At 66.9% G+C, this 24,759-nt stretch carries 21 protein-coding genes and 1 tRNA gene; 14 read left to right on the top strand and 8 right to left on the bottom strand.

Annotated elements, in window-relative coordinates:
* Positions 1-4: 4 nt before the first annotated feature.
* Positions 5-1,177 (bottom strand): GNAT family N-acetyltransferase, encoded by a 1,173-nt coding sequence (locus QPK27_RS14700; protein WP_290419001.1) that lies wholly within the window; start codon positions 1,175-1,177, stop codon positions 5-7.
* A 103-nt stretch (positions 1,178-1,280) separates the two neighbouring features.
* Here QPK27_RS14700 and QPK27_RS14695 point away from each other — a divergent pair, with 103 nt between their 5' ends.
* Together QPK27_RS14695 and QPK27_RS14690 are read left to right on the top strand one after the other, a co-directional pair.
* Positions 1,281-3,344, top strand: coding sequence for an NAD(+) synthase (locus QPK27_RS14695; protein WP_290419000.1), 2,064 nt, complete (start codon positions 1,281-1,283; stop codon positions 3,342-3,344).
* Positions 3,345-3,375: 31 nt separating this feature from the next.
* The gene (locus tag QPK27_RS14690; protein ID WP_290418999.1) at positions 3,376-3,714 is read left to right on the top strand and encodes a P-II family nitrogen regulator; all 339 of its coding nucleotides are present in this window, start codon (positions 3,376-3,378) and stop codon (positions 3,712-3,714) included.
* A 157-nt stretch (positions 3,715-3,871) separates the two neighbouring features.
* Here QPK27_RS14690 and QPK27_RS14685 read toward each other — a convergent pair whose 3' ends face one another.
* Positions 3,872-4,477: a trimeric intracellular cation channel family protein gene (locus QPK27_RS14685; RefSeq protein ID WP_290418998.1), complete on the bottom strand. Its 606-nt coding sequence runs from the start codon at positions 4,475-4,477 to the stop codon at positions 3,872-3,874.
* A 180-nt stretch (positions 4,478-4,657) separates the two neighbouring features.
* On the opposite strand from QPK27_RS14685, the gene QPK27_RS14680 reads away from it, so the two are divergent.
* Positions 4,658-5,716: a DUF1176 domain-containing protein gene (locus tag QPK27_RS14680; RefSeq protein ID WP_290418997.1), complete on the top strand. Its 1,059-nt coding sequence runs from the start codon at positions 4,658-4,660 to the stop codon at positions 5,714-5,716.
* 132 nt (positions 5,717-5,848) lie between these two features.
* Here the strand turns inward: QPK27_RS14680 and QPK27_RS14675 are convergent, their stop codons facing one another.
* The 3 genes from QPK27_RS14675 to trxB form a co-directional block, all read right to left on the bottom strand.
* Positions 5,849-8,041, bottom strand: coding sequence for an ATP-binding protein (locus QPK27_RS14675; RefSeq protein ID WP_290418996.1), 2,193 nt, complete (start codon positions 8,039-8,041; stop codon positions 5,849-5,851).
* Between the two features lie 158 nt (positions 8,042-8,199).
* Positions 8,200-8,877 carry a Smr/MutS family protein gene (locus tag QPK27_RS14670; RefSeq protein ID WP_290418995.1) on the bottom strand — a complete coding sequence of 226 codons (678 nt, stop codon included), beginning with the start codon at positions 8,875-8,877 and terminating at the stop codon, positions 8,200-8,202.
* Between the two features lie 21 nt (positions 8,878-8,898).
* Positions 8,899-9,864 (bottom strand): thioredoxin-disulfide reductase, encoded by a 966-nt coding sequence (gene trxB / locus QPK27_RS14665; protein WP_290418994.1) that lies wholly within the window; start codon positions 9,862-9,864, stop codon positions 8,899-8,901.
* Between the two features lie 272 nt (positions 9,865-10,136).
* On the opposite strand from trxB, the gene QPK27_RS14660 reads away from it, so the two are divergent.
* The 9 genes from QPK27_RS14660 (at position 10,137) to QPK27_RS14620 (ending at position 20,593) form a co-directional block, all read left to right on the top strand.
* Complete coding sequence (locus QPK27_RS14660) at positions 10,137-12,689, top strand: DNA translocase FtsK (protein ID WP_290418993.1); 2,553 nt, start codon at positions 10,137-10,139, stop codon at positions 12,687-12,689.
* A 211-nt stretch (positions 12,690-12,900) separates the two neighbouring features.
* Positions 12,901-13,539: an outer membrane lipoprotein chaperone LolA gene (lolA, locus tag QPK27_RS14655; RefSeq protein WP_290418992.1), complete on the top strand. Its 639-nt coding sequence runs from the start codon at positions 12,901-12,903 to the stop codon at positions 13,537-13,539.
* A gap of 101 nt (positions 13,540-13,640) precedes the next feature.
* Complete coding sequence (locus tag QPK27_RS14650) at positions 13,641-14,957, top strand: replication-associated recombination protein A (RefSeq protein WP_290418991.1); 1,317 nt, start codon at positions 13,641-13,643, stop codon at positions 14,955-14,957.
* A 204-nt stretch (positions 14,958-15,161) separates the two neighbouring features.
* Positions 15,162-15,341 carry a hypothetical protein gene (locus tag QPK27_RS14645; protein WP_290418990.1) on the top strand — a complete coding sequence of 60 codons (180 nt, stop codon included), beginning with the start codon at positions 15,162-15,164 and terminating at the stop codon, positions 15,339-15,341.
* 179 nt (positions 15,342-15,520) lie between these two features.
* Positions 15,521-16,816, top strand: a complete 1,296-nt coding sequence (gene serS / locus QPK27_RS14640; RefSeq protein WP_290418989.1) for a serine--tRNA ligase — start codon at positions 15,521-15,523, stop codon at positions 16,814-16,816.
* A gap of 111 nt (positions 16,817-16,927) precedes the next feature.
* Positions 16,928-17,017 (top strand) — tRNA-Ser (locus QPK27_RS14635).
* A 220-nt stretch (positions 17,018-17,237) separates the two neighbouring features.
* On the top strand, positions 17,238-19,289 hold the full coding sequence (locus QPK27_RS14630; RefSeq protein WP_290418988.1) for a TonB-dependent receptor: 2,052 nt from the start codon (positions 17,238-17,240) through the stop codon (positions 19,287-19,289).
* A gap of 225 nt (positions 19,290-19,514) precedes the next feature.
* Complete coding sequence (locus QPK27_RS14625) at positions 19,515-20,057, top strand: carboxymuconolactone decarboxylase family protein (protein WP_290418987.1); 543 nt, start codon at positions 19,515-19,517, stop codon at positions 20,055-20,057.
* Positions 20,054-20,593, top strand: a complete 540-nt coding sequence (locus tag QPK27_RS14620; RefSeq protein WP_290418986.1) for a redoxin domain-containing protein — start codon at positions 20,054-20,056, stop codon at positions 20,591-20,593. The genes QPK27_RS14625 and QPK27_RS14620 overlap by 4 nt, the downstream gene beginning before the upstream one ends.
* 45 nt (positions 20,594-20,638) lie before the next feature.
* On the opposite strand, the gene QPK27_RS14615 is transcribed toward QPK27_RS14620, so the two are convergent.
* The 3 genes from QPK27_RS14615 to QPK27_RS14605 all read right to left on the bottom strand — a co-directional run bounded on the left by QPK27_RS14615 (position 20,639) and on the right by QPK27_RS14605 (position 22,248).
* Complete coding sequence (locus QPK27_RS14615) at positions 20,639-21,145, bottom strand: N-acetyltransferase (RefSeq protein WP_290418985.1); 507 nt, start codon at positions 21,143-21,145, stop codon at positions 20,639-20,641.
* Positions 21,135-21,452: a hypothetical protein gene (locus QPK27_RS14610; protein ID WP_290418984.1), complete on the bottom strand. Its 318-nt coding sequence runs from the start codon at positions 21,450-21,452 to the stop codon at positions 21,135-21,137. The genes QPK27_RS14615 and QPK27_RS14610 overlap by 11 nt, the downstream gene beginning before the upstream one ends.
* Before the next feature lie 91 nt (positions 21,453-21,543).
* Complete coding sequence (locus tag QPK27_RS14605; RefSeq protein ID WP_290418983.1) at positions 21,544-22,248, bottom strand: hypothetical protein; 705 nt, start codon at positions 22,246-22,248, stop codon at positions 21,544-21,546.
* Between the two features lie 161 nt (positions 22,249-22,409).
* Between QPK27_RS14605 and QPK27_RS14600 the strand changes: the two genes are divergently transcribed.
* Both QPK27_RS14600 and QPK27_RS14595 read left to right on the top strand, forming a co-directional pair.
* Positions 22,410-22,952 (top strand): GNAT family N-acetyltransferase, encoded by a 543-nt coding sequence (locus QPK27_RS14600; RefSeq protein WP_290418982.1) that lies wholly within the window; start codon positions 22,410-22,412, stop codon positions 22,950-22,952.
* 131 nt (positions 22,953-23,083) lie between these two features.
* Positions 23,084-24,718 (top strand): RimK family protein, encoded by a 1,635-nt coding sequence (locus QPK27_RS14595; RefSeq protein WP_290418981.1) that lies wholly within the window; start codon positions 23,084-23,086, stop codon positions 24,716-24,718.
* Positions 24,719-24,759 lie beyond the last annotated feature (41 nt).

The following is a 24,759-nucleotide window of genomic DNA, read 5'->3' as shown; positions in this document are numbered from 1 at the left end:
TGGCTTATGCGCCGGGGTCCGGGGCGCGCTGGCGGAACGGCGTGCGCTCGTTCAGCTCGTCCATGTAATCGTCGATCCCGCCCGCCTCGCGTTCCAGGAAGCGCTCGACCGCATCGGCGAACGCGGGATGGCCGAGCCAGTGCGCCGACCAGGTGCGGGTCGGCAGGAAGCCGCGCGCCATCTTGTGCTCGCCCTGGGCGCCGCCCTCGAAGGTGGCGATGCCCTGTTCGATGCAGAATTCCAGCGGCTGGTAATACGCCACTTCGAAATGCAGGCACGCCACGTGCTCCAGCGCGCCCCAGTAGCGGCCGTACAGCGTGTCGGCGTCGTGGATCACCAGCGAGGCGGCGATCGGCCGGCCTTCGCGTTCGGCGATCACGAGCAGGATATTCTCCGGCATCGCCTGGCCGATGCGCAGGAAGAAGTCCAGGTTCAGGTAAGGCGTCGAATGGTGCTCGCGGTAGGTGTTGCGGTAGCAGCGATTGAACAGCACCCAGTCTTCGCGCGTCGCCTCGGGGCCGCGCACCCGGCGCAGCGTTACGCCAGCCGCCTGCACCTTGCGCCGCTCGGCGCGGATGTTCTTGCGCTTTTTCTGTTCGAGCGTGGCCAGGAAGGCGTCGAACGATTCGTAGCCCGCGTTCAGCCAGTGAAACTGCACGCCCGAACGCAGCAGGAAGCCCGCCTCGCGCAGCGCCATGGCCTCGTCTTCGGGCGGAAACAGGACGTGGGTCGAGGACACTTCGGTCGCGCGCTGGGTTGCCGCCAGCACGTCGACCAGCGCCGCGCGCGCGTCGGCGTCGCGCGCCAGCAGCCGCCCGCCCGCCACCGGCGTGAACGGAATCGCCGACAGCAGCTTGGGGTAGTAGTCCAGGCCATTGCGCGCGTAGGCGTCGGCCCAGGCCCAGTCGAACACGTATTCGCCGTACGAGTGGCCCTTGACGTACAGGGGCAGGGCGGCGGCCAGGCTGTCGTCCTGTTCGTCGAACAGCACCAGGTATTGCGGCTGCCAGCCGGTGTCGGGCGCGGCGCTGCCGGATTCGTGCAGCGCGTGCAGGAAGGCATAGGACAGGAACGGGGTCGGATGCGACTGCTGCTTGACCAGCGCGTCCCAGCGCTGCTGGCCGATTTCCGACAGGGTCGAAACGATATGCGTGCGATAATTCAAAATGTCTTCCATCTAAGATGATGCGAGTGGCAGGCGAAGCGGCCCCATGATGGCATGCGCCGGCGCTTCGCGCTCCGGGTTACCCTGCGCCTGTCACAACGCGAAAGAACCAGCCATGAATAGCCAGAGCCGATTCCACAATCTCTATGCGCACCATTTCGCGCGCGTCGCCGTGGCCATCCCGCGCGTGCGCATCGCCGACCCGGCCTTCAACGTCGAGCAGACCATCGTCCTGGCGCGCCAGGCCGCCGGCGAAGGCGCGGCGCTGGTCGCGTTCCCGGAACTCGGCCTGTCCGCCTACACCTGCGACGACCTGTTCCACCAGGACGCGCTGCTGGGCGCCTGCCTCGACGGTCTGCAGGCGATTGTCGACGAATCGCGCGCGCTGCCGCTGGCCATGATCGTCGGCATGCCGCTGCGGGTCAACCACATGCTGTTCAACTGCGCGGTCGTGATCGCGAACGGCAAGGTGCTCGGCGTGGTGCCCAAGAGCTTCCTGCCCAATTATGGCGAGTTTTACGAATCCCGGCAGTTTACGCCCGCAGACTGTGCGGCGGTCGACAAGATCGCGCTGTTCGGCGAATCGATTCCTTTCGGCCCGAACCTGCTGTTCGAGGTCGCCAACCTGCCGCTGCTGCGTTTCCACGTCGAGATCTGCGAAGACGTGTGGGTGCCGGTGCCGCCGTCCTCGTTCGCGGCGATGGCCGGCGCCACGGTGCTGGTCAACCTGTCGGCCTCGAACGTCGTGGTGGGCAAGAGCGGCTACCGGCACCAGCTGGTGAGCCAGCAGTCGGCGCGCTGCATGGCGGCCTACCTGTACACCTCGGCCGGGCGCGGCGAATCGACCACCGACATGGCCTGGGACGGCCAGTCGCTGATCTACGAAAAGGGCGAGCTGCTGGCCGAGTCGGAACGCTTCAGCGACGACTCGCACATCATCTACGCCGACGTCGACCTCGAACGCCTGTCCACCGAACGCATGAAGGCGACCACCTTCGCGCAATCGGTGCGGCGCCATGCGGGCGAGGTGTCGAGCTTCCGCGTCATTGGCTTCGAGCTGGCGCTGCCGCTCGAAAAAACGCTGCCTTTGGACCGCGCCATCGAGCGCTTCCCCTACGTGCCGGCCGACCGCGCGCGGCGCGACGAGCGCTGCACCGAGGTGTACAACATCCAGGTCCAGGCCCTGATCCAGCGCCTGGCTTCGAGCGGCATCCAGAAGGTGGTGATCGGCGTCTCGGGCGGGCTCGATTCGACCCACGCGCTGCTGGTCTGCGCCAAGGCGATGGACCGCCTCGGCCTGCCGCGCACGAACATCCTGGCCTACACCATGCCCGGCTTCGCCACCAGCGAACGCACGCTGCGCCAGGCGCGCGAACTGATGGCGGCGGTCGGCTGCAGCGCCCAGGAAATCGACATCCGTCCGAGCTGCATCCAGATGCTCAAGGACCTGGGTCACCCGTATGTGGAAGGCAAGGCGGAATACGACATCACGTTCGAGAACGTGCAGGCCGGCGAGCGCACCAACCACCTGTTCCGCCTCGCGAATTTCCACAACGGGATCGTGATCGGCACCGGCGACCTGTCCGAGCTGGCATTGGGCTGGTGCACCTACGGCGTGGGCGACCACATGTCGCACTACAACGTCAACGCCAGCGTGCCCAAGACGCTGATCTCCTACCTGGTGCGCTGGGTCGCCGACACCGGCCTGGTGGGCGGCGGCGGCAAGGAAGTGCTGCTCAATATCCTCGACACCGAGATCAGTCCCGAGCTGGTGCCGGGCGGCCCCCAAGGGGTCGACGACGACAAGCCTGCCCAGAGCACCCAGGACAAGATCGGCCCCTACGAGCTGCAGGACTTCAACCTGTTCTACACGCTGCGCTACGGCTTCAGGCCGAGCAAGGTCGCCTTCCTGGCGTATTCGGCCTGGCACGACCACCAGAGCGGCCGCTGGCCGGACGAGCAGGGCCCGCGCAACGGCTACGACCTGGGCGCCATCAAGTGCAACCTGTCGATCTTCCTGTTCCGCTTCTTCAAGACCAGCCAGTTCAAGCGCAGCTGCGTGCCGAACGGTCCGAAGGTCGGCAACGGCGGTTCGCTGTCGCCGCGCGGCGACTGGCGCGCGCCGTCGGACTCCGAAGCCACGGTGTGGCTGGACGACCTGGCCAACATCCCCGATTAAACCGCATCATCGCATCAGAGAGGACCACACCATGAAACAGATTACCTGCGTGATCAAACCGTTCAAGCTCGACGAAGTGCGCGAAGCGCTGGCCGAGGTGAACGTGACCGGCCTGACGGTCACCGAAGTGAAGGGCTTCGGCCGCCAGAAGGGCCACACCGAACTGTATCGCGGCGCCGAGTACGTGGTCGACTTCCTGCCGAAGGTGAAGATCGAGGTGGTGGTCGACGATCCGATGGCCGAATCGGTGGTCGACGCCATCATCAAGGCCGCGCGCACCGGCAAGATCGGCGACGGCAAGATCTTCGTGCAGAACGTCGAGCAGGTGATCCGCATCCGCACCGGCGAAACCGGCGCCGACGCGGTTTAAGGGACCACGATCAAGGTAGGGTTGGCGGCTCTGCCGCCGACGCGGTGATTGTTGGCGGCTCCGACATCGTGCCGGATGATCTGGCAGCAAGCTATCACCGCGTCGGCGGCCGAGCGTGGGGCCGCCGAGGCCAACCCTACGTCGAATCAACGCCGGTTCACCGCCCCATCCGCATATCGAACTTCCAGGCAAACAGCCGCAGCCCGCTGATGAACAGCGCGCTCGACCACAGGGCAAAGTCGTACGACACCCCGTACTTGCCCATGATGAGGAACAGCCAGTTGCCGATGAAGGCGCAGATCGCGTACGGTTTGCCATCCCTGAACACCATCGGCACTTCGTTGCAGACGATGTCGCGCAGCACGCCGCCGAAGATCCCGGTGATCACGCCCATCATCGAGGCGATGAAGATCGGCATCTCGGCGGCCAGCGCGGCCGAGGTGCCGGCGATCGAGAACAGGCCCAGGCCTACCGCGTCGGCGATCACGATCAGGCGTTCGGAGACGATCTGGCGCAGCGTGCGGATCAGGGGCGAAGCCACCAGCGCCAGCACGAAGATCGCGATCGCGTACTCCTGGTGCGTGACCCAGAACAGGGGGCGCTTGTCGAGCAGGATGTCGCGCAGGGTGCCGCCGCCGAAGGCGGTGATGAAGGCGACGGTGAACACCCCGACCAGGTCCATGCGCTTGCGCCGCGCCTCGATGAAGCCGGAGAAGGCCCCGACCATGATCGCCATGATTTCGATAAACTTAATGAGGGTCATGCAGCAGCGGAAAGCGGATGGTGTTGTTAGACTACCATGCGCCCCGAACTTCACGTAAGCGAAATGTATCGCGGACCGACGCCCATGCCGGTGTCGACGCCGCGCCGACCCCGGAAAGACCAGAATACGATGCCGTTTTACCCCCGCCCGTGCGCCGCGCCTCTCCGCGCGCTGCGCGCCGTGCCAGCCATTCTCGTTGCCGCCGCCGGCCTGCTGTCGTGTGCCGCGATGGCGTCCGCCGACCCGTTCTCTGCCGCGCCGGAAATCGATATGCCGCAGGTACGCTTCAACCATCTCGACTGGGAGCTGGCCTGCGACAACACCCGCACCTGCCGCGCCGCCGGCTACCAGGCCGACGATGGCGACAATCCCCCGGTCAGCGTGCTCCTGCAGCGCAAGGCCGGGCCGGGCGAGCCGATCGTGGCCGAACTGCGCCTGGGCGACGCCGACGACACCGCGCTGCAGCCGCCGCTGCTGGCGATGCGCATCGACGGCCGCTCGCTCGGCACCGTCGTCATGGAACGCACCGAGCCGTCGTCGACGTTGTCGCGCACCCAGGCCGCGGCGCTGGTGAAGGCAGTCGCCGGCAGCGGCCGGGTGACCTGGCAGGGCGCCGGCCAGACCTGGACCTTGTCCAGCCGCGGCGCGGCGGCGGTGCTGCTCAAGATGGACGAATTCCAGGGCCGCCTGGGCACGCGCGGCGCGGCGATCCGCAAAGGGACCAGGCCGGACGACGAGGTGCTGCCACCGTTGCCGGCGCTGGCCGTGAAGCCGGCGCGCGTGCCGCACGGCGAAGTGCGTCCGCTCGGGCGCGACGCCGAACGGCGCCTGCTGGCGACCCTGCGCAAGAGCGCCGGCAGCCAGGAGTGCGCCGACCTGGCGCAAATCGCGAGCGGCGAGAACGCGTTCTTCTTCGCGCCGCTGGCGCGCGACAAGATGCTGGTCGGCGCGCGCTGCTGGCGCGGGGCCTACAACGAAGGCTATGGCTACTGGGTGGTGAGCAGCAGCGCGCCGTTCACGGCGGCGCTGGTGACGCTGCTGGGGAGCGACTACGAGAACGGGGTGATCCAGGCCATCCACCGCGGGCGCGGCATCGGCGACTGCTATGCGAGCGACACCTGGGTGTGGGACGGCAAGCGCTTCGTGCATGCCGAGTCGCTCACCACCGGCATGTGCCGCGGCATCACGGCCGGCGGGGCGTGGGTGTTGCCGACGATTGTCAGCGATGTGAAGAGGTAGGGTGGACGGCTGCGCCGTCCACGCGTTCAAGCGGCAGGAAGCAGCCGCGCGGCCGCCATAGGGCGGTTGGACGCGTGGACGGGAGACCCGTCACCCTACGCATCGTTCGGAATGGGATTGCCGGCGCCGGGCTTACGCCAGCGGCAAGCGCACCTCGAAGATCACCCGATCATCCTCGTGCCGGTAGCGGATCTCGCCGCGGTGCTCGCGCACGATCTGCTGCGCGATGTACAGGCCGAGACCCATGCCGGTGCGGTTGCGCGGGTTATTGAGCGAGGTGCGCTTGAACGGATTGAACAGCGTCGCCGCCACCTCGGGCGGGATCGACTTTCCCACGTTCGACACCTCGATCACGGCCTGGCCATCGCGGCGAGACAGGCACACGCCGATCGGCTTGCCCGGCTCGCCGTGGTGGCGCGCGTTACTCAGCAGGTTGGACAGCACCTGCGCCAGGCGCGAGCTGTCGGCGTTTACCGTGGCCGCTTCGTCGCAGGCCAGCTCGAACGCGATCGACGGATAGGCCATGCGCGCTTCGTCCAGCAGGTCTTCGACCAGCGCCGACAGTTCCACCGGCTCGGGCGCCACGCCCAGGCCCATGCCGCGGTCGATGCGGCTCATGTCCAGCACCTGGCCGATCATGCGCTGCATGCGGTTGGTCGAGGACTGGATGCGCTTGCCCAGCGTCGGCTGGTTGCCGCCGGCGGCGCCGCCGGTGCGTTCCAGCACCATGCCGGCCATATTGATCGAGTGCAGCGGATCGCGCAGGTCGTGGCCGAGCATCGCCAGCAACTGGGCGCGGGTGGCCTCGGTCTGGGCCCGGTGCGCGCTGACCGCGCGCACCAGTTCGGCCAGCGTCAGGCGCGCATTGGCCAGCACCGCCGGCTCCCACGGGTGGGCGCTGCCGCGCACCGTCTCGTACCAGGCGTCGAACGAGCCGCGCGGGGTCAGGCGTTCGCCCAGCGGGCCGGCGGCGATCTTGCCGGGGCGGCCGCCCCAGGTGACCTGTTCGATCTGCTCCACCCGCAGCAGCACGCACCAGCCGTGCGACAGCGGGTCGAACGGCAGGGCCAGCATCCCGACCCATTTGCCGAGCTGCGGCTGCAGCGCCGGCGGCCAGTCGGCCGCCATCTCGCGCACCACCAGGTCGTGCTGATGTTCGGGCAGCGAGGCGACGATCGACTCGGCCAGGCCCTCGGGCAGTTCCTTGGGCGCGCCGCCCAGGCCGGCGCAGAACGCCACGGTCTTGCCGTGCTGGGTGGCCAGCAGCGCCTGGGCGCCGGAAGCGCTCATCAGGGCGCGTGCGTGCGCGGTCAGCGTGTCGAGCGGATCGTCGTCCAGCAGCAGCGACTCGACCAGCGCGGTGCGTACCCGCGCCGACTGCTCGGCCAGGTCGGCGTCCAGGCGCGCCTCGATGCTGTGGATGGTCGAGGCCATCACTTGCGCCAGCACGTCGGCCGCCATCCGGATCGCATACGGCACCGGTTTCGGCGCCATGTGGTGGCAGGCGATCAGCCCCCACAGGCGGCCGTTGATCACGATCGACACGCTCATCGAGGCGCGCACGCCCATGTTCTTCAGGTATTCGACGTGGATCGGCGACACGCTGCGCAGCAGGGCGAAGCTCATGTCGAGCGGCGCCGCATCCGGCTCGCCCAGCAGCGGCACGGCGTCGTAGTCCATGTCGACGATCATGCGCAGGGTGTTCAGGATGTACAGGCGGCGCGCCTGGGCCGGGATGTCGCCGGCCGGATAGCGCTGGCCGAGGTAGGGCACCAGGTCGTCGCGCCGGCTTTCGGCGACCACGTCGCCGCTGTCGTCGGGGCGAAAGCGGTAGGCCATCACGCGGTCGAACCCGGTGAACTCGCGCACCTGCTGGACCGCGGCGCCCAGCAGGCCGTCGATGGTCTTCTGGCGCCGCAGGCGGTCGATCGAGCCGTGGGCTCGGATCGCGAACTGCGACACTTCGTCGGCGGAGACTTCGCGCTTTTCGAACTCGATGATGATGCGCTCGTACGAGCGGTGCGCCACGCAGTCGAATTCGGTGCCGCCGATGGTGGCCGCGCACACGCCCGGCGCGGCGTCGTCGTCGTCCAGGCCGACGCAATCGGCGATCAGCTCGCAGGCGCAGGCGGGCAGGCCAAGGACGTCATATGCCAGGCCCAGCTGCGGGGCGAGGCCGAGCAGGGCGGGGGCGTTGGCGCTCCAGCCGGCCAGCAGGCCGTCGCGACCGAAGAACAGCAAGGCGCCATGGGGCTGGACCGAGCCGGGGATGTGAATCGGCTCGTCCGCGCAGGATGACAGGTCAACCTGGCGTCCATGTTCCATTGGCACTGCTTGAGTTGCCTTCAAATCACACCACCCTTTATAGTGAATACCGGAAATTTCCGGCCAACAGGGATTCTACAATTAACGGACGAATTCTGGCGCAATTGCAACTTTGAAACAGCACATTGTCACATGCATGCCTGAAGCAAGCCTGAAGCTCAAGCGTGAAGGTCGATCAGGGCAGGGCGCAGCAGCACCACCAGTGCGCCGTGGCCGCCGTCCGAGCGGCCGGCGGCGCAGAAGGCGATCACTTCGTTCTTCTGCACCAGCCAGCTGTGCACCACGCCGCGCAGCACCGGTTCGCCGCGCGGCGAGCCGTAGCCGATGCCGTGGATGATGCGCACGCAGCGCACTCCGCGCCGGTTGGCGCGGTGCAGGAAGTCGGTGACGGCGTCGCGCGCGCCGTCGCGGGTCAGGCCGTGCAGGTCGAGCTCGTCCTGGATCGGCCAATGGCGCTTGCGCAGCTTCTTGACGACATCGGGGCCGACGCCGTCGCGGCTGTAGCTCAAGGCCGGGTCTTCGTCCAGCATGCCTTCGACGTCGAACAGGTCGGACAGCGATTCGCGCAGCACGGCGGCGGTTTCTTCCTCCGGGCTGAGCACGGCCCTGGCGATGGCCGCACGGTCGGGCGCCACATACACCGGGCGATGCACGTAGCGGTCCGATTCGGGCAGCTTGTGCACGCCTTCCATCGAGGTGCGGAACTCGACCGCGCGTTCGCGCGCGATGCGCTCGCGCTTCTCGCGCTCGGCCTGCTCGATGGCGCGCACGCGCTCCTCTTCCTTGAGCCGGTCGCGCAAGCCCTTGAGGTCAGCGAAATCCTTCATGCCCGCCATCGTGTCGTTCCTTCGTGTGCCTTATTTCGGATCGTCTTCCAGTGCTTCCAGGTAGCGCTGGGCGTCGAGCGCGGCCATGCAGCCGGTGCCCGAGCTGGTGATCGCCTGGCGGTAGATGTGGTCCTGCACGTCGCCGGCGGCGAACACGCCCGGGATGTTGGTGGCGGTGGCCATGCCTTCGGTGCCGGAACGGGTCTTGATGTAGCCGTCCTTCATGTCCAGCTGGCCTTCGAAGATGCCGGTGTTCGGCTTGTGGCCGATCGCCACGAACAGGCCATGCACGTTCAGTTCCTTGGTCTCGCCGGTGACCGACGACTTCAGGCGCAGCGCGGTGACGCCGCTGGCGTCGCCCAGCACTTCGTCCAGGGTGTGGTTGGTTTCCAACACAATCTTGCCTTCGGCGACCTTGTGCATCATGCGGTCGACCAGGATCGGCTCTGCACGGAACTTGTCGCGGCGGTGGATCACGGTGACTTTCGAGGCGATGCCGGCCAGGTACAGGGCTTCCTCGACCGCGGTGTTGCCGCCGCCGATCACCGCCACTTCCTGGTTGCGGTAGAAGAAGCCGTCGCAGGTGGCGCAGGCCGACACGCCGCGGCCCATGAAGGCCTGTTCCGATTCCAGGCCCAGGTACTGGGCCGAGGCGCCGGTGGCGATGATCAGGGCGTCGCAGGTATAGGTGTTGCTGTCGCCGACCAGGCGGATTGGACGCTCGTTCAGGTAGGTCGTGTGGATGTGGTCGAACACGATCTCGGTGTTGAAGCGCTCGGCATGCTGCAGCAGGCGCTGCATCAGTTCCGGACCTTGCACGCCCAGCGGGTCGCCCGGCCAGTTCTCGACGTCGGTGGTGGTCATCAGCTGGCCGCCCTGTTCGACGCCGGTCACCAGCATCGGCTTCAGGTTGGCGCGCGCGGCGTACACGGCGGCGCTGTAACCGGCTGGACCGGAACCGAGGATGAGGACTTTGGCGTGTTTGGTATTAGTCATGACGGCGCTAACGAAGTTGAGTTGTTGATTTGGTTGTTATCTGGACACACAGCTATGTGGGGCGATCCTGACCGTAATCAAGAGCGGTGTGGGTTCGGCACGGGCCATCCACCCGCGCCGGCTGTGTGTGCCAAAGTGAAAACCGGGACCGCAGATTATAGACGAGGTAAGGAACGACGATGCGGCTGAGCATGAATCGTAGGGGCAACGCAGCCATATATCGCTTAGAATGGTCGGATCGTCGATAGCACTTACTTCAGCAGTACCCCGCAATGAGCAAGAACAGCCAAGCCAGTACCTCCGGTTATACACGGACCAAGAGCACCAGCGGCAGCGCCGGCAGCAGCGCCGGCCGCAGGAGCAGTGCGCGCCAGCCGCTGCCGGGCCGCCTGTCGCGCCTGATTTCCGAAGCGCGCTGGATCGCCGGCGCGGTCGCCTTTTTGTATTTTGTCCTGATCCTGGTCAGCTACAGCAAGCTTGACCCGGGCTGGTCACACGCCAACGCCGTGCCCAGGATCGCCAACCTGGGCGGCAAGATGGGCGCCTGGCTGTCCGACCTGCTGCTGTTCATCTTCGGCTTCTCGGCCTGGTGGCTGGGCGTGATCTTCCTGCGCCAGGTGTGGCGCGGCTGGCAGCGCCTGACCGACAAGCTGGGCGCCAGCGCGAGCGAGCCCGAGCACCACGGCGAAATGTACGTGCGCTGGATCGGCTTTGCCTTCATGTTCGCCGGCAGCGTCGGCCTGGAATACCTGCGCATGTGGGCCTGGGACGTCGAATTGCCGCGCAAACCGGGCGGCGTGCTGGGCCAGCTGCTCGGCCACGCCTCGCACGTCGCCTTCGGCTACACCGGCGCCACGCTGCTGATGCTGCTGCTGTTCGGCCTCGGCTTCTCCTTGTTCTTCCAGGTGTCGTGGCTGGCCGTGGCCGAGCGCATCGGCGGCGCGATCGAGACCACCATGGACTGGTTCCGCCTGCGCATGGAAGACATCGAAGACCGGCGCCAGGGCGAAGTGGCCGCCGTCAAGCGCGACGAGACCGTGGTCAACGAGCGCGCCAAGTTCACCGAAAAGCATGCCGATGCGCCGATCGCGGTGGTCAAGGCCGAGCCGAGCTTCGACCTCGCGCCGCCGCGTGCGCCAGGTGCTGCCACCGCGGCGCCGATCGCTGCTGCTGCGACTGCCGCGACTGCTGCTACGGCTTCGAGCACGGCGTCGTCCCTGCCGCCTGCCTCGGCGCCCGTCCCAAGTATCAAGATCGAGCCGCAGATGGTCAGCGTGCCCAAGTCCGAACGCGCCGAGAAGGAGCGCCAGACGCCGCTGTTCCAGGAGCACCAGGGCGAGGGCGGCCTGCCGCCGCTGGCGCTGCTGGACGAAGCGCCGCCGGTGCAGGAAGCGGTTTCCGTCGAGACGCTGGAGTTCACCAGCCGCCTGATCGAGAAGAAACTGTCCGACTTCGGCGTCGAAGCCAAGGTCGTGGCCGCCTATCCGGGCCCGGTCGTCACCCGCTACGAGATCGAGCCGGCCACCGGCGTCAAGGGCAGCCAGATCGTCAACCTGGCGCGCGACCTGGCGCGTTCGCTGTCCCTGACCTCGATCCGGGTGGTCGAGACCATCCCGGGCAAGAACTACATGGCGCTCGAGCTGCCGAATCCGAAGCGCCAGATCGTGCGCCTGACCGAGATCCTGGGCTCAAAGGTGTATGGCGACAGCGTTTCCAGCCTGACGGTCGCGCTGGGCAAGGACATCGCTGGCAAGCCCGTGGTGGCCGACCTGGCCAAGATGCCGCACCTGCTGGTGGCGGGCACTACCGGTTCCGGTAAGTCGGTCGGCATCAACGCCACGATCCTGTCGCTGCTGTACAAGGCCGACCCGGCTGACGTGCGCCTGATCCTGATCGACCCGAAGATGCTGGAAATGTCGGTGTACGAGGGCATTCCGCACCTGCTGGCGCCGGTGGTCACGGACATGCGCCAGGCCGGCCATGCGCTGAACTGGGCGGTGAACGAGATGGAGCGCCGCTACAAGCTGATGTCGAAGCTGGGCGTGCGTAACCTGGCCGGTTACAACGGCAAGATCCTGGACGCAGCCAAGCGCGAAGAGCATATCCCGAACCCGTTCTCGATCACGCCGGACGCGCCGGAACCGCTGGAAAAACTGCCGACCATCGTCATCATCATCGACGAGCTGGCCGACCTGATGATGGTGGTCGGCAAGAAGGTGGAAGAACTGATCGCCCGCATCGCCCAGAAGGCGCGCGCGGCCGGCATCCACCTGATCCTGGCGACCCAGCGTCCGTCGGTTGACGTGATTACCGGCCTGATCAAGGCGAACATCCCGACCCGCATCGCGTTCCAGGTCTCGTCCAAGATCGACTCGCGCACGATTCTGGACCAGATGGGCGCCGAGACGCTGCTGGGCATGGGCGACATGCTGTACATGCCGCCCGGCACCGGCCTGCCGGTGCGGGTGCACGGCGCCTTCGTGTCGGACGACGAAGTGCATCGAGTTGTAAAACACCTGCAGTCGCTGGGCGAACCGAATTATATTGAAGGCATCCTCGAAGGCGGTACGCTGGAAGAGGGCGGCGCCGGCGGCGACGCCATGGCGGGCGAGGGTGGCGGCGAGTCCGACGCCCTGTACGACCAGGCGGTGCAGGTGGTGCTCAAGAACCGCCGTGCCTCGATCTCGCTGGTCCAGCGCCACCTGCGCATCGGCTACAACCGCGCCGCGCGCCTGCTGGAGCAGATGGAAACCAGCGGGGTGGTGTCGCCGATGCAGTCGAACGGCAACCGCGATATTCTGGTGCCGGCGACGAGCGCGGAATAAGGCGTGGTTCGGTCGACCTGGGTCGGCGAACGCCGGTTGGACGCGTCGGCAGCGAAGCTGCCAACCCTACGACGGCAAAGGCAGGGTGGACGCCCCCCCGTCCACGCGTCCAACAATTTCCGGTAAACAACGTTATCGTAGGGTTGGCGGCTCCGCCGCCGACGCGTCCAACCCGCCTTGATAAGGCCCGAACAAGAATAAAGGAACCCGCATGCACGCAATGAACAAAACCATGACCGCCGCACTGCTCGCCACGAGCGCCTTGGTCTTCTCCGGCGCATCCCACGCCGCCGCCCTCGACCAGTTCAAATCCTTCGTGGCCAGCACCAAGTCCGCCAAAGGCGACTTCACCCAGCAACAGCTCGGCAAACCCAAAGCCGGCAAGCCGACGCCAATCTCGAGCGGCACCTTCGTCTTCGCCCGCCCCGGCAAATTCATCTGGACCTACCAGAAGCCCTACGAACAAACCCTGCAAGCCGACGGCGAACAGCTGTACATCTACGACAAGGACCTGAACCAGGTCACCGTGCGCAAACTCGGCAACGCCCTCGGTTCGTCCCCGGCCGCCATCCTGTTCGGCAGCAACAACCTGGAACAGAACTTCACCCTTGCCGAAGCCGGCGAGCGCGACGGCCTGGAGTGGCTGAACGCCACCCCGAAAGCGAAGGACACCTCGTTCGAGCAGATCAGCATCGGCTTCAAGGGCGGCGTGCCGCTGGCGATGGAGCTGAAGGACTCCTTCGGCCAGACCTCGCTGCTGAAGTTCACCAACTTCCAGCGCAACCCGGCGCTCGGCGCGCAGCAGTTCAAGTTCGCCACGCCGCAGGGCGCCGACGTCGTTAATCAATAGGTTTGAATCGATAACGGCGCGCGCGTGCATCGGCTACACTACGGCCATGCACAACCATTCGCACCAATTCGCCGCCATGGTGCGCTCGCAAGGAGCGCGCCATGGATGACCTGTTCAAGACCGAGCCGGCCGCGCCGCTGGCCGAGGCGCTGCGTCCGCGCACCATCGACGAAGTGGTCGGCCAGAGCCATCTGCTGGCGCCCGGCAAGCCGCTGAACCTGGTCTTCAAGTCGGGCAAACCACACTCGATGATTCTGTGGGGCCCGCCGGGCGTCGGCAAGACCACGCTGGCGCGCCTGACCGCCCATGCCTTCGAATGCGAGTTCATTGCGCTGTCGGCGGTGCTGTCGGGCGTGAAGGACATCCGCGCCGCCATCGAGCAGGCCGAGCAGTACCTGGCCCGCGGCAAGCATACGATCCTGTTCATCGACGAGATCCACCGCTTCAACAAGTCGCAGCAGGACGCGCTGCTGCCGTTCGTCGAGAGCGGCCTGGTGACCCTGATCGGCGCCACCACCGAGAACCCGTCGTTCGAGGTCAATTCCGCGCTGCTGTCGCGTTCGCAGGTGTACGTGCTGAAAGCGCTGAGCGACGCCGAGATGCGCCAGCTGCTGGCGCGCGCGCGCGAGAAGGCGCTGCAGCACCTCGAGTTCGACGAGCTCGCCATAGACACCCTGATCGGCTATGCCGACGGCGACGCGCGCCGCTTCCTGAACCTGCTGGAGCAGACCAAGACGTCAAGCGACACTGCCGGCATCGGTCGCATCACGGCCGAATTCGTCGAGAACGCGCTGACGCTCAATGCGCGCCGCTTCGACAAGGGCGGCGACAATTTCTACGACCAGATCTCGGCCCTGCACAAATCGGTGCGCGGCTCGCATCCGGACGCCGCCTTGTACTGGCTGTGCCGCATGCTCGATGGCGGCGCCGACGCCAAGTACCTGTCGCGCCGCATCGTGCGCATGGCCTGGGAAGACATCGGCATCGCCGACCCGCGCGCGATCCAGCTCGCCAACGACGCCGCCGCCACCTATGAGCGGCTCGGTTCGCCCGAGGGCGAGCTGGCGCTGGGCCAGGCCGTGATCTACCTGGCGATCGCGGCCAAGAGCAATGCCGGCTACAACGCCTTCAACGCCGCGATGAGTTTTGTCCGCAAGGACAAGTCGCGCGAAGTGCCGGTACACCTGCGCAATGCGCCGACCAAGCTCATGAAAGAGCTCGGCTACGGCCACGAATACCGCTACGCGCACGACGAGCCGCATGCGTATGCGGCCGGCGAAACCTATCTGCCGGACGGGATGCCGGAGCCCGGCTGGTACCAGCCGGTGCCGCGCGGGATGGAAGCCAAGATCGCCGAGAAGATGGCCTGGCTGCGCAGCCTGGACGACGATGCGCGCTCCCAGGGCGACGCTTCTTAAGCGCCGTTCCAGGACGCGGCTGCGCCAACTTTCCTGAAGTTCGCTCAACCGGCCGCCAACGTGCGGCCGGTCGCGCATTCGCGCATTCTGCGCCGCGTTTCATGCGCTTCATCGCAAGCCGATGGCGATGCCTTGGGCTGGTGGCTACAGTACCACCATACCAACCCGCATCTGACCCCGAACTTGACCCTGAAGGAGCGCATCATGAACATCCGTAAAAACTTCGAAGCCCTGTTCCTCGCCGCCGCCGCACTGGGCCTGGCCGCCAGCTTCGCCATCGCCAACGAACGCCCGGTCGAGATCGCGGCGTCGACCGCGCCGGCGATCGACATGGCCACGATCCAGACCGTGGTCGTGAGCGCGCCGCGCCTGGCTGCACGTTGAGCCGCCGCCGGGCGGCTGCGGCCGCCGGCGGCTGGTAAGCAGGAAGAGAAGGAAGGCAGGAAGGCAAGCAGTACATAACCAGCTTCGCTTCTTGCAAGGAAGCGTCCTACGAAACAAGCAAAGTAAACCCGGTCGGCTTGGTACAATTGTGCTTTCGACATACACCAGTCCACCCCGACATGATTGACATCCAACTTCTCCGCAAAGACATCGACACCGCCAGCGCACGCCTGGCGACCCGCAAGTTCCAGCTCGACGTGGCCACTTTCAACGCGCTGGAATCGGAGCGCAAGTCGATCCAGACGCGTACCGAGGAACTGCAGGGCAAGCGCAACTCGCTGTCCAAGCAGATCGGCATGCTCAAGGGTAAAGGCGAAGACACCACGGCCGTGATGGCGGAAGTCGCCGGACTGGGCGACGAGCTCAAGGCCAACGAAGTCGCGCTGGCCGACGTCCAGGCCAAGATGGCAACCTTCATCGCCGCGATCCCGAACCTGCCGCACGAAAGCACCCCGCAGGGCCTTGATGAAAGCGGCAACGTCGAGGTGCGCAAGGTCGGCGCCCCGCGCGAATTCGACTTCGAGGTGCGCGACCACGTCGACATCGGCGAGCGCCTGGGCCTGGACTTCGAGACCGCGACCAAGGTCACCGGTTCGCGTTTCTCGATGATGAAGGGCGGCATGGCGCGCCTGCACCGCGCGCTGGCGCAGTTCATGCTCGATACGCACACGGGCAAGCACGGCTATACCGAGTGCTACACCCCGTACATGGTCAACGCCGATTCGCTGCGCGGCACCGGCCAGCTGCCGAAGTTCGAAGCCGACCTGTTCTCGGTGAAGAAGGGCGGCGCCGAAGGCGAGGGCGAGAACTTCTACCTGATCCCGACGTCGGAAGTCTCGCTGACCAACGTGGTGCGCGACGAGATCGTGGCGCTCGACCAGCTGCCGATCAGGATGACCGCCCACACCCCGTGCTTCCGCTCGGAAGCCGGCAGCTACGGCCGCGACACGCGCGGCATGATCCGCCAGCACCAGTTCGACAAGGTCGAGCTGGTCCAGGTGGTGCATCCGGAACAGTCGTACGCGGCGCTGGAAGAGATGGTCGGCCAGGCCGAATTCATCCTGACCTCGCTCGGCCTGCCGTACCGCGTGATGCAGCTGTGCACCGGCGACATGGGGTTCTCGGCCGCCATGACCTATGACCTGGAAGTGTGGCTGCCGGCACAGAACACCTACCGCGAGATCTCGTCGCTGTCGAACTGCGAAGCCTTCCAGGCGCGCCGCATGAGCGCGCGCTTCCGCAACGACAAGAACAAGCCGGAACTGGTGCACACCCTGAACGGCTCGGGCCTGGCCGTGGGCCGCACCCTGGTCGCGGTGCTGGAGAACTACCAGCAGGCCGACGGCAGCGTGATCATTCCGGAAGTGCTGCGTCCGTATATGGGCGGCCTGGAGCGTCTGGCGCCGGCGGCGTAAAGCGCTGAATGGAAGGGCGGATGCCGCTTGCATCAATTAACCCTTCCATTTTTCCAAAATGTCTCTATAATGGCGGTCTCTTGCAGCTCACAGCAAGAATCGACCGAATCAGGAGAGGTGGCAGAGTGGTCGAATGTACCTGACTCGAAATCAGGCGTACGGGTGACCGTACCGTGGGTTCGAATCCCACCCTCTCCGCCAAGTAGCATGGAACAAGCCACCTCAGGGTGGCTTTTTTCATTTCTGCGCAATGCCTAACAGAACAGAACCCCGGAATTCGTCATGAATCCGGGGTTTCTGTTTTCTTGTCGGCCCCACATAGCCGCCCTCTCGACAGGCGATGGTCCCCTTTAATAATGATAATGCGGTATCATTATCGAATGGCAATTTGCTGCCGTTCTCACAAAAAGGATAACCGTCAATGAAGAAGAAGTTGCTCCCGCTGGCCCTGGCCGCGGTCCTGCCGTTGTTCACTGCCACTGCCCAGGCGCAGGACGCCACGATCGTGATGGGCGAGGTGCGCGTCAACGCGCAAAGGAGCAGCGGTCCGCTGGTGAGCAACAGCGTCCTGACCTCGGTCGACGTGCTGGGCGCCGACAAGGTCGAGGACAAGAACGTGATGAACAGCTGGGAGCTGGTCGGCCAGCTGCCGGGCGTGCAGCTGACCGAGACGCGCATGGGCGCCGAGTCGGGCAAGGCGACTTTCCGCGCCTTCAACGGCGAAGGCTACATCAACGGCATCAAGGTGCTGATCGACGGCGTTCCGAGCAACGTCAACAGCGGCAACCAGCGCTTCATCGACATGATCTTCCCGCTCGAGGTCGATTACATCGAAGTGGTGCGCGGCACCAACGATCCGCGCTACGGCTTGCACAATATCGGCGGCAACATCAACTTCGGCACGCGCCAGGGCGGCAACTACACCGACGCCCGCTTCACCTACGGCAGCTACGACACCATGGAGGCGCAACTGGCGCTCGGCCGCGAGTCCAATGGCTTCGCCCAGAACTACATCCTGGCGCGCCAGGATTCGGACGAATACCGCGGCACCGATTCGAAGAAGTACACGCTGGGCGGCAAGTGGTTCCTGACCTCGAACGACAACAAGCTCAAGGCCGGCCTGGTGCTGCGCACCTACCATCATGAAGCGGGCGAGCCGGGCTTTCTCACCGCCGCCGAACTGGCGCAGGACCGGCGCCAGTCCCCGCTCAAGAATGCCAACGACCGCAGCGAGCGCGACATGCACCACGCCAGCGTCCACCTCGACTGGCAGATCTCGCCCGATGCCTTCCTCAGCAACAAGGTCTACTACAACAAGTACGAGGACGACCGCCGCGTCACCTTCACCAGCAACCCGGCCGGCAGCGCGCCGCGCCAGCGCCGCCTGTGGGACGAAGAGCAGATCGGCCTGATGAGCAACCTGACCTGGCGCACCGGCGACAAGGTCACGCTGGACGCCGGCGTCAACCTCGAGCAGCAGGACAACGCCTATGGCCGCCAGCGTTTTGCGTACGCCATGCCGACCGATTTCGGCAAGCCGGTCCAGGTCCAGAACGACGACCGCTACAGCTTTGACAACGTCGGCGCCTACGTGCAGGCCATCATCCGGCCGTTCGACGGACTCAAGATCGTCCCCGGCTACCGGGTCGACAAGTTCAACGGCCATACGCTGGCGCGCACCAGCGGCATCGAGGGACGGCTGCAGCATTCTGGCTGGATCGACCAGCCGAAGCTGAGCATGGTCTACAGCCCGGTCGACAGCGTCAGCGTCTACGCCAACTGGGGCCGCACATTCCAGGTGCTGACCGGCTCGGGCGGGCCGGCCTACCTGGTGCCGGGACAAACGACCTTCGCGCCGTCGATCAACACCGGCAAGGAGCTGGGCGTGAAGTTCAAGCCGGCGCCGCGCACCGACCTGCGCCTGGCCGTGTGGCGCCAGGACGCGACCGACGAAGTGGCCAACATGCCGGCCACCGGCACCACGGTCGGCCTGGGCGAGACGCGCCGCGAAGGCGTCGACCTCCAGCTCTCGGGCCGCTTGTTCGACAGGCTCGACCTGTGGATGTCGCACTCGCTGCAAAAGGCCGAAGTGACCAAGGCATTCGGCGCCGACGGCGTCTCGCTGGCCGGCAAGGAAGTATTCTCGACGCCGCGCCACATCACCACCGCCGGCGCCGAATACCGCCACTCGGACCGCCTGCGCTTCGGCCTGCAGGGCAGGGCGCAGGGCAACTACTTCGTCGACAGCCCGAACGGGCTCGGCAAGTACGGCGGCTTCGTGCTGTTCGACGCCAGCGTGCGTTACGCGCTGTCGCAGCGCGTCAGCCTCGATCTGCAGGTGCGCAACCTGGCCGATCGCAAGTACGAGTACGCGTGGTACGACAACTTCTTCTGGCCGGCGAGCCAGTACCAGCCGATGTTTTCGTCGGGGCCGGGGCGCTCGGCCTATCTCTCGTTGAACGTCAAGCTGTAAGCGGTCCACGACGGCGGGTGCACCTGCCGTTGTCGTTTGCAAATAATAATTAGGACTCCTTGACAAATACAGTGAAGCTGATATTCTGTGTCCATGGGCTTCGCTTGAGTTTCTTCTGAATGAACGCGATAAAGCCCATCTGTATAACATTAATACTTAGGATTCCTATGAAATAGGGTGAAGAGGCCGCACCCTCGACCGGCCCGACAACTGAAAGGAAACGCCATGTCCCGCATCGAACTCGTCAATCCCGCCACCGCCCAGGGCGCCAGTGCCGCACTGCTGCAGCAGATCCACGGCGCCTTCGGCGTCGTCCCCAACATGTTCCGCGGCGTGGCCAACTCGCCGGCGGCGCTGGCCAGCATGTGGGGCGCGTTCGGGGCGCTCGGCGAAGGCACGCTCGGCGCGCGCCTGGGCGAACAGATCGCGGTCGCGATCGCCGACCGCAACGAGTGCCACTACTGCCTGGCCGCGCACACGGCGCTGGGGCGCAAGGCCGGCGCCAGCGCCGACCAGATGGCGCAGGCCCAGGCCGGCCTGTCGGACGACCCGCGCAGCGCGGCCGCGCTGCGCTTCGCGCTGGCGGTGGTCGACCAGCGCGGGCACGTGGAAGCGGGCGAGGTGGCGGCATTGCGCGAGGCCGGCTTCGACGATGGCGCGATCGTCGAGATCATGGCGCACGTGGCGCTGAACCTGTTCACCAATTACGTGAACGTGGCCTTCGACGTGCCGCTCGACTTCCCCGGCGTCAAGCTGCGCGCACAATGAACGCCGCCCACCTTCATCTTGCGAGCGCGCCCGCGCCCGAGTTCGAGGTCAGCGGCTGGCTCAACGCCCCGCAGGCGCCGACGCTGGCCTCGCTGCGTGGCCGGGTGGTGGCGGTGTACGCCTTCCAGATGCTGTGCCCGGGATGCGTCTCGCACGGCATCCCGCAGGCCAAGGCGATCCGCCAGCTGTTCGCGCCTGACGAGGTCGCGGTGCTCGGCCTGCACACGGTGTTCGAGCACCACGCGGCGATGCAGCGCGCTGCGCTGGAAGCGTTCGTGCACGAATACCGGATCGGCTTCCCGGTCGGCATCGACAGCCCGGGCGAGGCGGGACCGGTGCCGCGCACCATGGCGCGCTACGGCCTGCGCGGCACGCCGACCCTGCTGCTGTTCGATCGGCACGGCGTGCTGCGTCACAGCCTGTTCGGCCGCGCCGAGGATTTGCAGGTAGGCGCGCTGATCGGACAGTTGCTGGCGCGAGAGCGTGAGGTGGCGGACGACCCGCCATGCGATGGCGACGCCTGCAGCTTGCAGTAAGGCCGGCCATGCGCCGCGCCGGCGCCACCCCTTGGGCGCCGGCGTTCAGCGTTCCAGTGCTTTTTCCAGGCGCACCGCATCCATGCCGTCGTGGTAGTAGGCGGCGTGGCGGCCGAAGCGGCGGTAGCCGCGGCTTTCGAACAGCGCCAGCGAGGCCGCATTGTCGGCGCGGATCTCGAGGTGCTGGCGTGTGTAGCCGTGGTCCAGCGCCAGCCGTTCGGCGGCGCGCAGCAGTTGCGCCGCCACGCCCTGCTTGACGTAGCGCGCGGCGGTGGCGATCGAGTACACGCGCGCCACCGGCGAATTCGAGCGAAACAGCAGCAGCACGTAGCCGCGCAGTTCGGTCGCGCCGTTCACGGCATCGACCAGGATCACGCCATGCGCATGCGCCAGCAGGTAGCGAAAGCGCCGCCGGTCGAGCCGGTTGCCGGGGAAGCTGGCGTTCTCGATCTCGACCAGCGCGGCCACGTCGGCCAGCGTGGCGCGCCGGATCGTGGCCGCCGCGGGTGCGCGCGCAGCCCGGCCGGCGCGCCTGTTCGTGTCAGCACGCATGCAGCTGTTCTCCTCGATGCGGCGCCGGCTGCCACGAGCAGCCCGGCAGGCGGCGCAGGACTTCGCGGCGCAGCGCCGGCGCGGCGTCCGCTTCCACACACAGCAGGGCGCGCACGGCACCGCTGCGGGCGCAGGCGTCGATGCGCAGGAAGCGCACCGCGTCGCCGCCGGCGCATATGACCACCGCACGCAGCAGCTCGCCCGAAGCGGCGTCCACTTCCAGCCGGACCATGCTGGGCGCGGCGTGCCGGCCGGACTGCGTGTCCTGGCGTTGTGGGGCGGGATAGCGGGAAGTCGATTGCCACATGATGAATCTCCTTGTCGAAGCGTCCGGGCCAGTCTGGCCAGGCGCCTGTAAAAACACAGCAAATAGTGGGGCCGGCGCCGTAAAGGGGTTGTCAGCGATACAGCGCGTGCGCCGCGCCCATCTGCACCTCTGGGACGAAGGCCAGCTGCGGCGCCGGCGCATACACTTCGTCGTACAGCGCGTGCATTTCGGCGGCGGCGTGCGGATCGCAGGTCTCGGCGTCGCACACGCAGCGCCCGGGACCGTGGTCGAGGGCGCAGGGGGCGTGCAGGACGGTGGCGGCCAGGCCCGCGTCGTGCACCCGCGCCACGTGCGCCAGCACCGCCGCGCGTTCGTCGGACGTCGGGCCGGCGCCATCGGTGACGGCCACGAACAGCACGCGCATGGCGCGATTGAAGGCGCGCGCGGCGTTGAGGCGGTGCAGCAGGCGGTACTGGCAATCAAGGTCGATGGCGTCGCCGCGCACCGGCACCAGGACCAGCCGCGCCGAGGCCAGCACGCAGCGGCCTTCCTCGCTGTCGCGCGTTCCCGCATCGATCAGGATGTCGTTGAACAGCGGGCGCAGGGCGCTCAAGCGCGCCTTGACCGCGCGGCTGCCGACCTGGCGCGTGTCGATCCAGGGCCGCAGGCCGGCCGCGGTGCGGTCATTGCCCCAATCGCCGCCGCTACGGGCATGGGCGCCGTCGGTGTTCATCAGGCACACGCGGCGGCCGCTGCGCGCGCGCAGCACGGCCAGGTTGCGCGCCACCACGGTGCGTTCGAGGTTGGCGTGCTGGTTGACGATGGCGATGATCATGCGGGTTCTCCAGGCAGATACGATGCGTCCAAGCGTAGCAAGCGGCGGGTAAAAAGAGCGAAAAAGACGGCGCCCCGCCAGTCAACGCCGTGTAAAAACGGCCTGCCGCGGCGCGCGCCGGCGGGGTAAGCTGCGCGCCCTTGTCACTACCCGGCTGCGCGATGAACGCTTTCGACTTCGATTTCCTGACGACCGGACGGCTGCAGCTGCGCATGCTGGCCGATGACGACGCGCCGGCGCTGCTGGCGCTGTATGGCGACGCGCAGGTGATGCGTCACTGGAGCCATGGTCCGTGGACGGACATCGCGCAGGCGCATGCGGCGATCCGGGAAGCACGCGACGACCTGCTGGCCGGCCGCGCGCTGCACCTGGCGATCGCGCCGTGTTCGGGAGAAGGGCTGATCGGCAGCTGCGCGCTGTTCGACGTCGTGGCCCAGCACCGGCGCGCCACGCTCGGCTACCTGCTGGCGCCAGCGTACTGGGGGCAGGGGCTGGCGCGCGAAGCGCTGGGCGCGCTGCTTGCGTACGGCATCGAGGTGCTCGGCTTGCAGCGCATCGAGGCCGAAGTCGATCCGCGCAACGGCGCGTCGCAAGCGCTGTTGCTGCGGCTGGGTTTTCGACGCGAAGGCCTGATGCATGCGCGCTGGCGCGTCGGCGATGAAGCGCGCGACGTCGAGTTGTGGGCGCTGCCGGCGCGCGCGTGAAGCACGGCGTTTACATCCGTTTGTCCCGGAGTCCGCGATTCTTTATGCGGTTTTTATGGCGCGCCCGCTAGAGTCGGTCCTGCGCTCGGCCGCTTGTCCCGGCGCGACCCGATCAACTTCGGCAGTTCACCATGACCACGCTTCGAACGATTGTCCCCGCCGCGCCCCGTGCGCCATCCGCGTCGACCGACGCCAACCCCGATTCCGATCCGCCCCGAACGCGCACCGTGTCGCTGGCCAGCGCCCGCAAGCAGTCCGCGCCGCGCGTGCTGGTGGTGGTCGACCATGCCGGCGACTGGCCGCGGGACGAGCGCTGCGCGGTCGTCGACGCCGCCACCTTCCTGGCCGGCGCGCAGCCGGCGCAAGGCCAGCCGCCGCTGGTGATCAACCTGTGCCGCAGCTACAAATACCTGTCGGTCGGGTATTACTGCTCGCTGATGGCGCAGGCGCGCGGCCAGCAGGTGCTGCCATCGGTGAAGACCATCAACGACCTGTCGCGCAAGGCGATCTACACGCTCGACACGGGCGAACTGGATCGCGCCCTGAACGACGCGCTGGGCGCCGATGTGACCATGCGGATGCCGATGCCGGTCGAGTTCTCGCTCGACATCGCGTTCGGCCATACCGACTACACGCCGCTGGCGACGCTGGCGCGCGGCATCTTCGAGACCTTCCCGGCGCCGCTGATGCGGGTCGACTTCGCGCGCGACGACGATGGCGGCGCGGCTGCCTGGCGCATCGCCGCGATCCGCACCCAGCACCTGGGCGCGCTGGGCGAGCGCCAGCGCGCCGCCTGCGCCGACGCGCTGCGTGGCTTCCACGGTTTGCCGCACACGGCGCCGGCCGCGCGCCGCTATCGCTACCGCATCGCCGTGCTGCACGACCCGCAGGAAGAGCTGGCCCCGAGCAATCCGGGCGCGCTGGCGCGCTTCGTCGCGGTCGGGCGCAGTCTCGGCCTCGAGGTCGAGCTGATCGAGCGCCACGACATCGCGCGCCTGGCCGAATTCGATGCCCTGTTCATCCGCGAGACCACGGCGGTCAATCATCATACCTACCTGTTCGCCAAGAAGGCCGAGCGCGAAGGACTGGTGGTGATCGACGATCCGGGCTCGATCCTGCGCTGCACCAACAAGGTCTATCTGGCGGATCTGCTGCGCCTGCACGACGTGCCGACCCCGCGCACCTTCACCCTGCAACGGGCCGACTCCGAAGACCTGGCCGCGATCGAGGCGCAGATCGGCTATCCGATGGTGATGAAGATCCCGGACGGCGCCTTTTCGCGCGGCGTGGTCAAGGTCAGGGATGGCGCCGAATTCGGGCGCACTGCGCGCGAACTGCTGCAGCAGTCGGCGCTGATCCTGGTGCAGGAATACATGTACACCGAGTTCGACTGGCGCATCGGCGTGCTCAATCGCCGGCCCATCTTCGCCAGCAAGTACTTCATGTCGAAGGGCCACTGGCAGGTGGCCAAGCGCGACGCCGACGGCAAGGCCGAATTCGGGATGGCGGCCGCGGTGCCGCTGCCCGAGGTGCCGCCGGACCTGCTGGCGCACGCGCTCGCCGCGGCCGACCTGATCGGCGACGGCCTGTATGGCGTGGACATGAAGATGACGCCGCGCGGGCCGGTCGTGATCGAGGTGAACGACAACCCGAACATCGACGCCGGCGCCGAGGACAGCGTGCTGGGCGACGAACTGTACCGCATCGTGCTGGGCGAACTGGTGCGCCGGCTCGACCTGCTGCACCGGAGCAGCGCGGCGCTGTGATTAGGACTCCTTGACACAGGCCGGCCGTTTGCTATGCTGGC

Origin of the sequence: Massilia sp. YIM B02443, assembly GCF_030411955.1 — a bacterium.
In the GTDB taxonomy this organism is placed as follows: Bacteria; Pseudomonadota; Gammaproteobacteria; order Burkholderiales; family Burkholderiaceae_D; genus Telluria.
Note: the sequence above shows the minus strand (reverse complement) of the source record. Positions and strands in the feature narration are given on the sequence as shown.

Excerpts from the sequence above, each read along its gene's own strand:
- QPK27_RS14700 (WP_290419001.1), bottom strand. The coding sequence starts at position 1,177 with ATGGAAGACATTTTGAATTATCGCACGCATATCGTTTCGACCCTGTCG.
- QPK27_RS14695 (WP_290419000.1), top strand. The coding sequence starts at position 1,281 with ATGAATAGCCAGAGCCGATTCCACAATCTCTATGCGCACCATTTCGCG.
- QPK27_RS14690 (WP_290418999.1), top strand. The coding sequence starts at position 3,376 with ATGAAACAGATTACCTGCGTGATCAAACCGTTCAAGCTCGACGAAGTG.
- QPK27_RS14685 (WP_290418998.1), bottom strand. The coding sequence starts at position 4,477 with ATGACCCTCATTAAGTTTATCGAAATCATGGCGATCATGGTCGGGGCC.
- QPK27_RS14675 (WP_290418996.1), bottom strand. The coding sequence starts at position 8,041 with ATGGAACATGGACGCCAGGTTGACCTGTCATCCTGCGCGGACGAGCCG.
- QPK27_RS14670 (WP_290418995.1), bottom strand. The coding sequence starts at position 8,877 with ATGGCGGGCATGAAGGATTTCGCTGACCTCAAGGGCTTGCGCGACCGG.
- trxB (WP_290418994.1), bottom strand. The coding sequence starts at position 9,864 with ATGACTAATACCAAACACGCCAAAGTCCTCATCCTCGGTTCCGGTCCA.
- QPK27_RS14660 (WP_290418993.1), top strand. The coding sequence starts at position 10,137 with ATGAGCAAGAACAGCCAAGCCAGTACCTCCGGTTATACACGGACCAAG.
- lolA (WP_290418992.1), top strand. The coding sequence starts at position 12,901 with ATGCACGCAATGAACAAAACCATGACCGCCGCACTGCTCGCCACGAGC.
- QPK27_RS14650 (WP_290418991.1), top strand. The coding sequence starts at position 13,641 with ATGGATGACCTGTTCAAGACCGAGCCGGCCGCGCCGCTGGCCGAGGCG.
- QPK27_RS14645 (WP_290418990.1), top strand. The coding sequence starts at position 15,162 with ATGAACATCCGTAAAAACTTCGAAGCCCTGTTCCTCGCCGCCGCCGCA.
- serS (WP_290418989.1), top strand. The coding sequence starts at position 15,521 with ATGATTGACATCCAACTTCTCCGCAAAGACATCGACACCGCCAGCGCA.
- QPK27_RS14630 (WP_290418988.1), top strand. The coding sequence starts at position 17,238 with ATGAAGAAGAAGTTGCTCCCGCTGGCCCTGGCCGCGGTCCTGCCGTTG.
- QPK27_RS14625 (WP_290418987.1), top strand. The coding sequence starts at position 19,515 with ATGTCCCGCATCGAACTCGTCAATCCCGCCACCGCCCAGGGCGCCAGT.
- QPK27_RS14620 (WP_290418986.1), top strand. The coding sequence starts at position 20,054 with ATGAACGCCGCCCACCTTCATCTTGCGAGCGCGCCCGCGCCCGAGTTC.
- QPK27_RS14615 (WP_290418985.1), bottom strand. The coding sequence starts at position 21,145 with ATGCGTGCTGACACGAACAGGCGCGCCGGCCGGGCTGCGCGCGCACCC.
- QPK27_RS14610 (WP_290418984.1), bottom strand. The coding sequence starts at position 21,452 with ATGTGGCAATCGACTTCCCGCTATCCCGCCCCACAACGCCAGGACACG.
- QPK27_RS14605 (WP_290418983.1), bottom strand. The coding sequence starts at position 22,248 with ATGATCATCGCCATCGTCAACCAGCACGCCAACCTCGAACGCACCGTG.
- QPK27_RS14600 (WP_290418982.1), top strand. The coding sequence starts at position 22,410 with ATGAACGCTTTCGACTTCGATTTCCTGACGACCGGACGGCTGCAGCTG.
- QPK27_RS14595 (WP_290418981.1), top strand. The coding sequence starts at position 23,084 with ATGACCACGCTTCGAACGATTGTCCCCGCCGCGCCCCGTGCGCCATCC.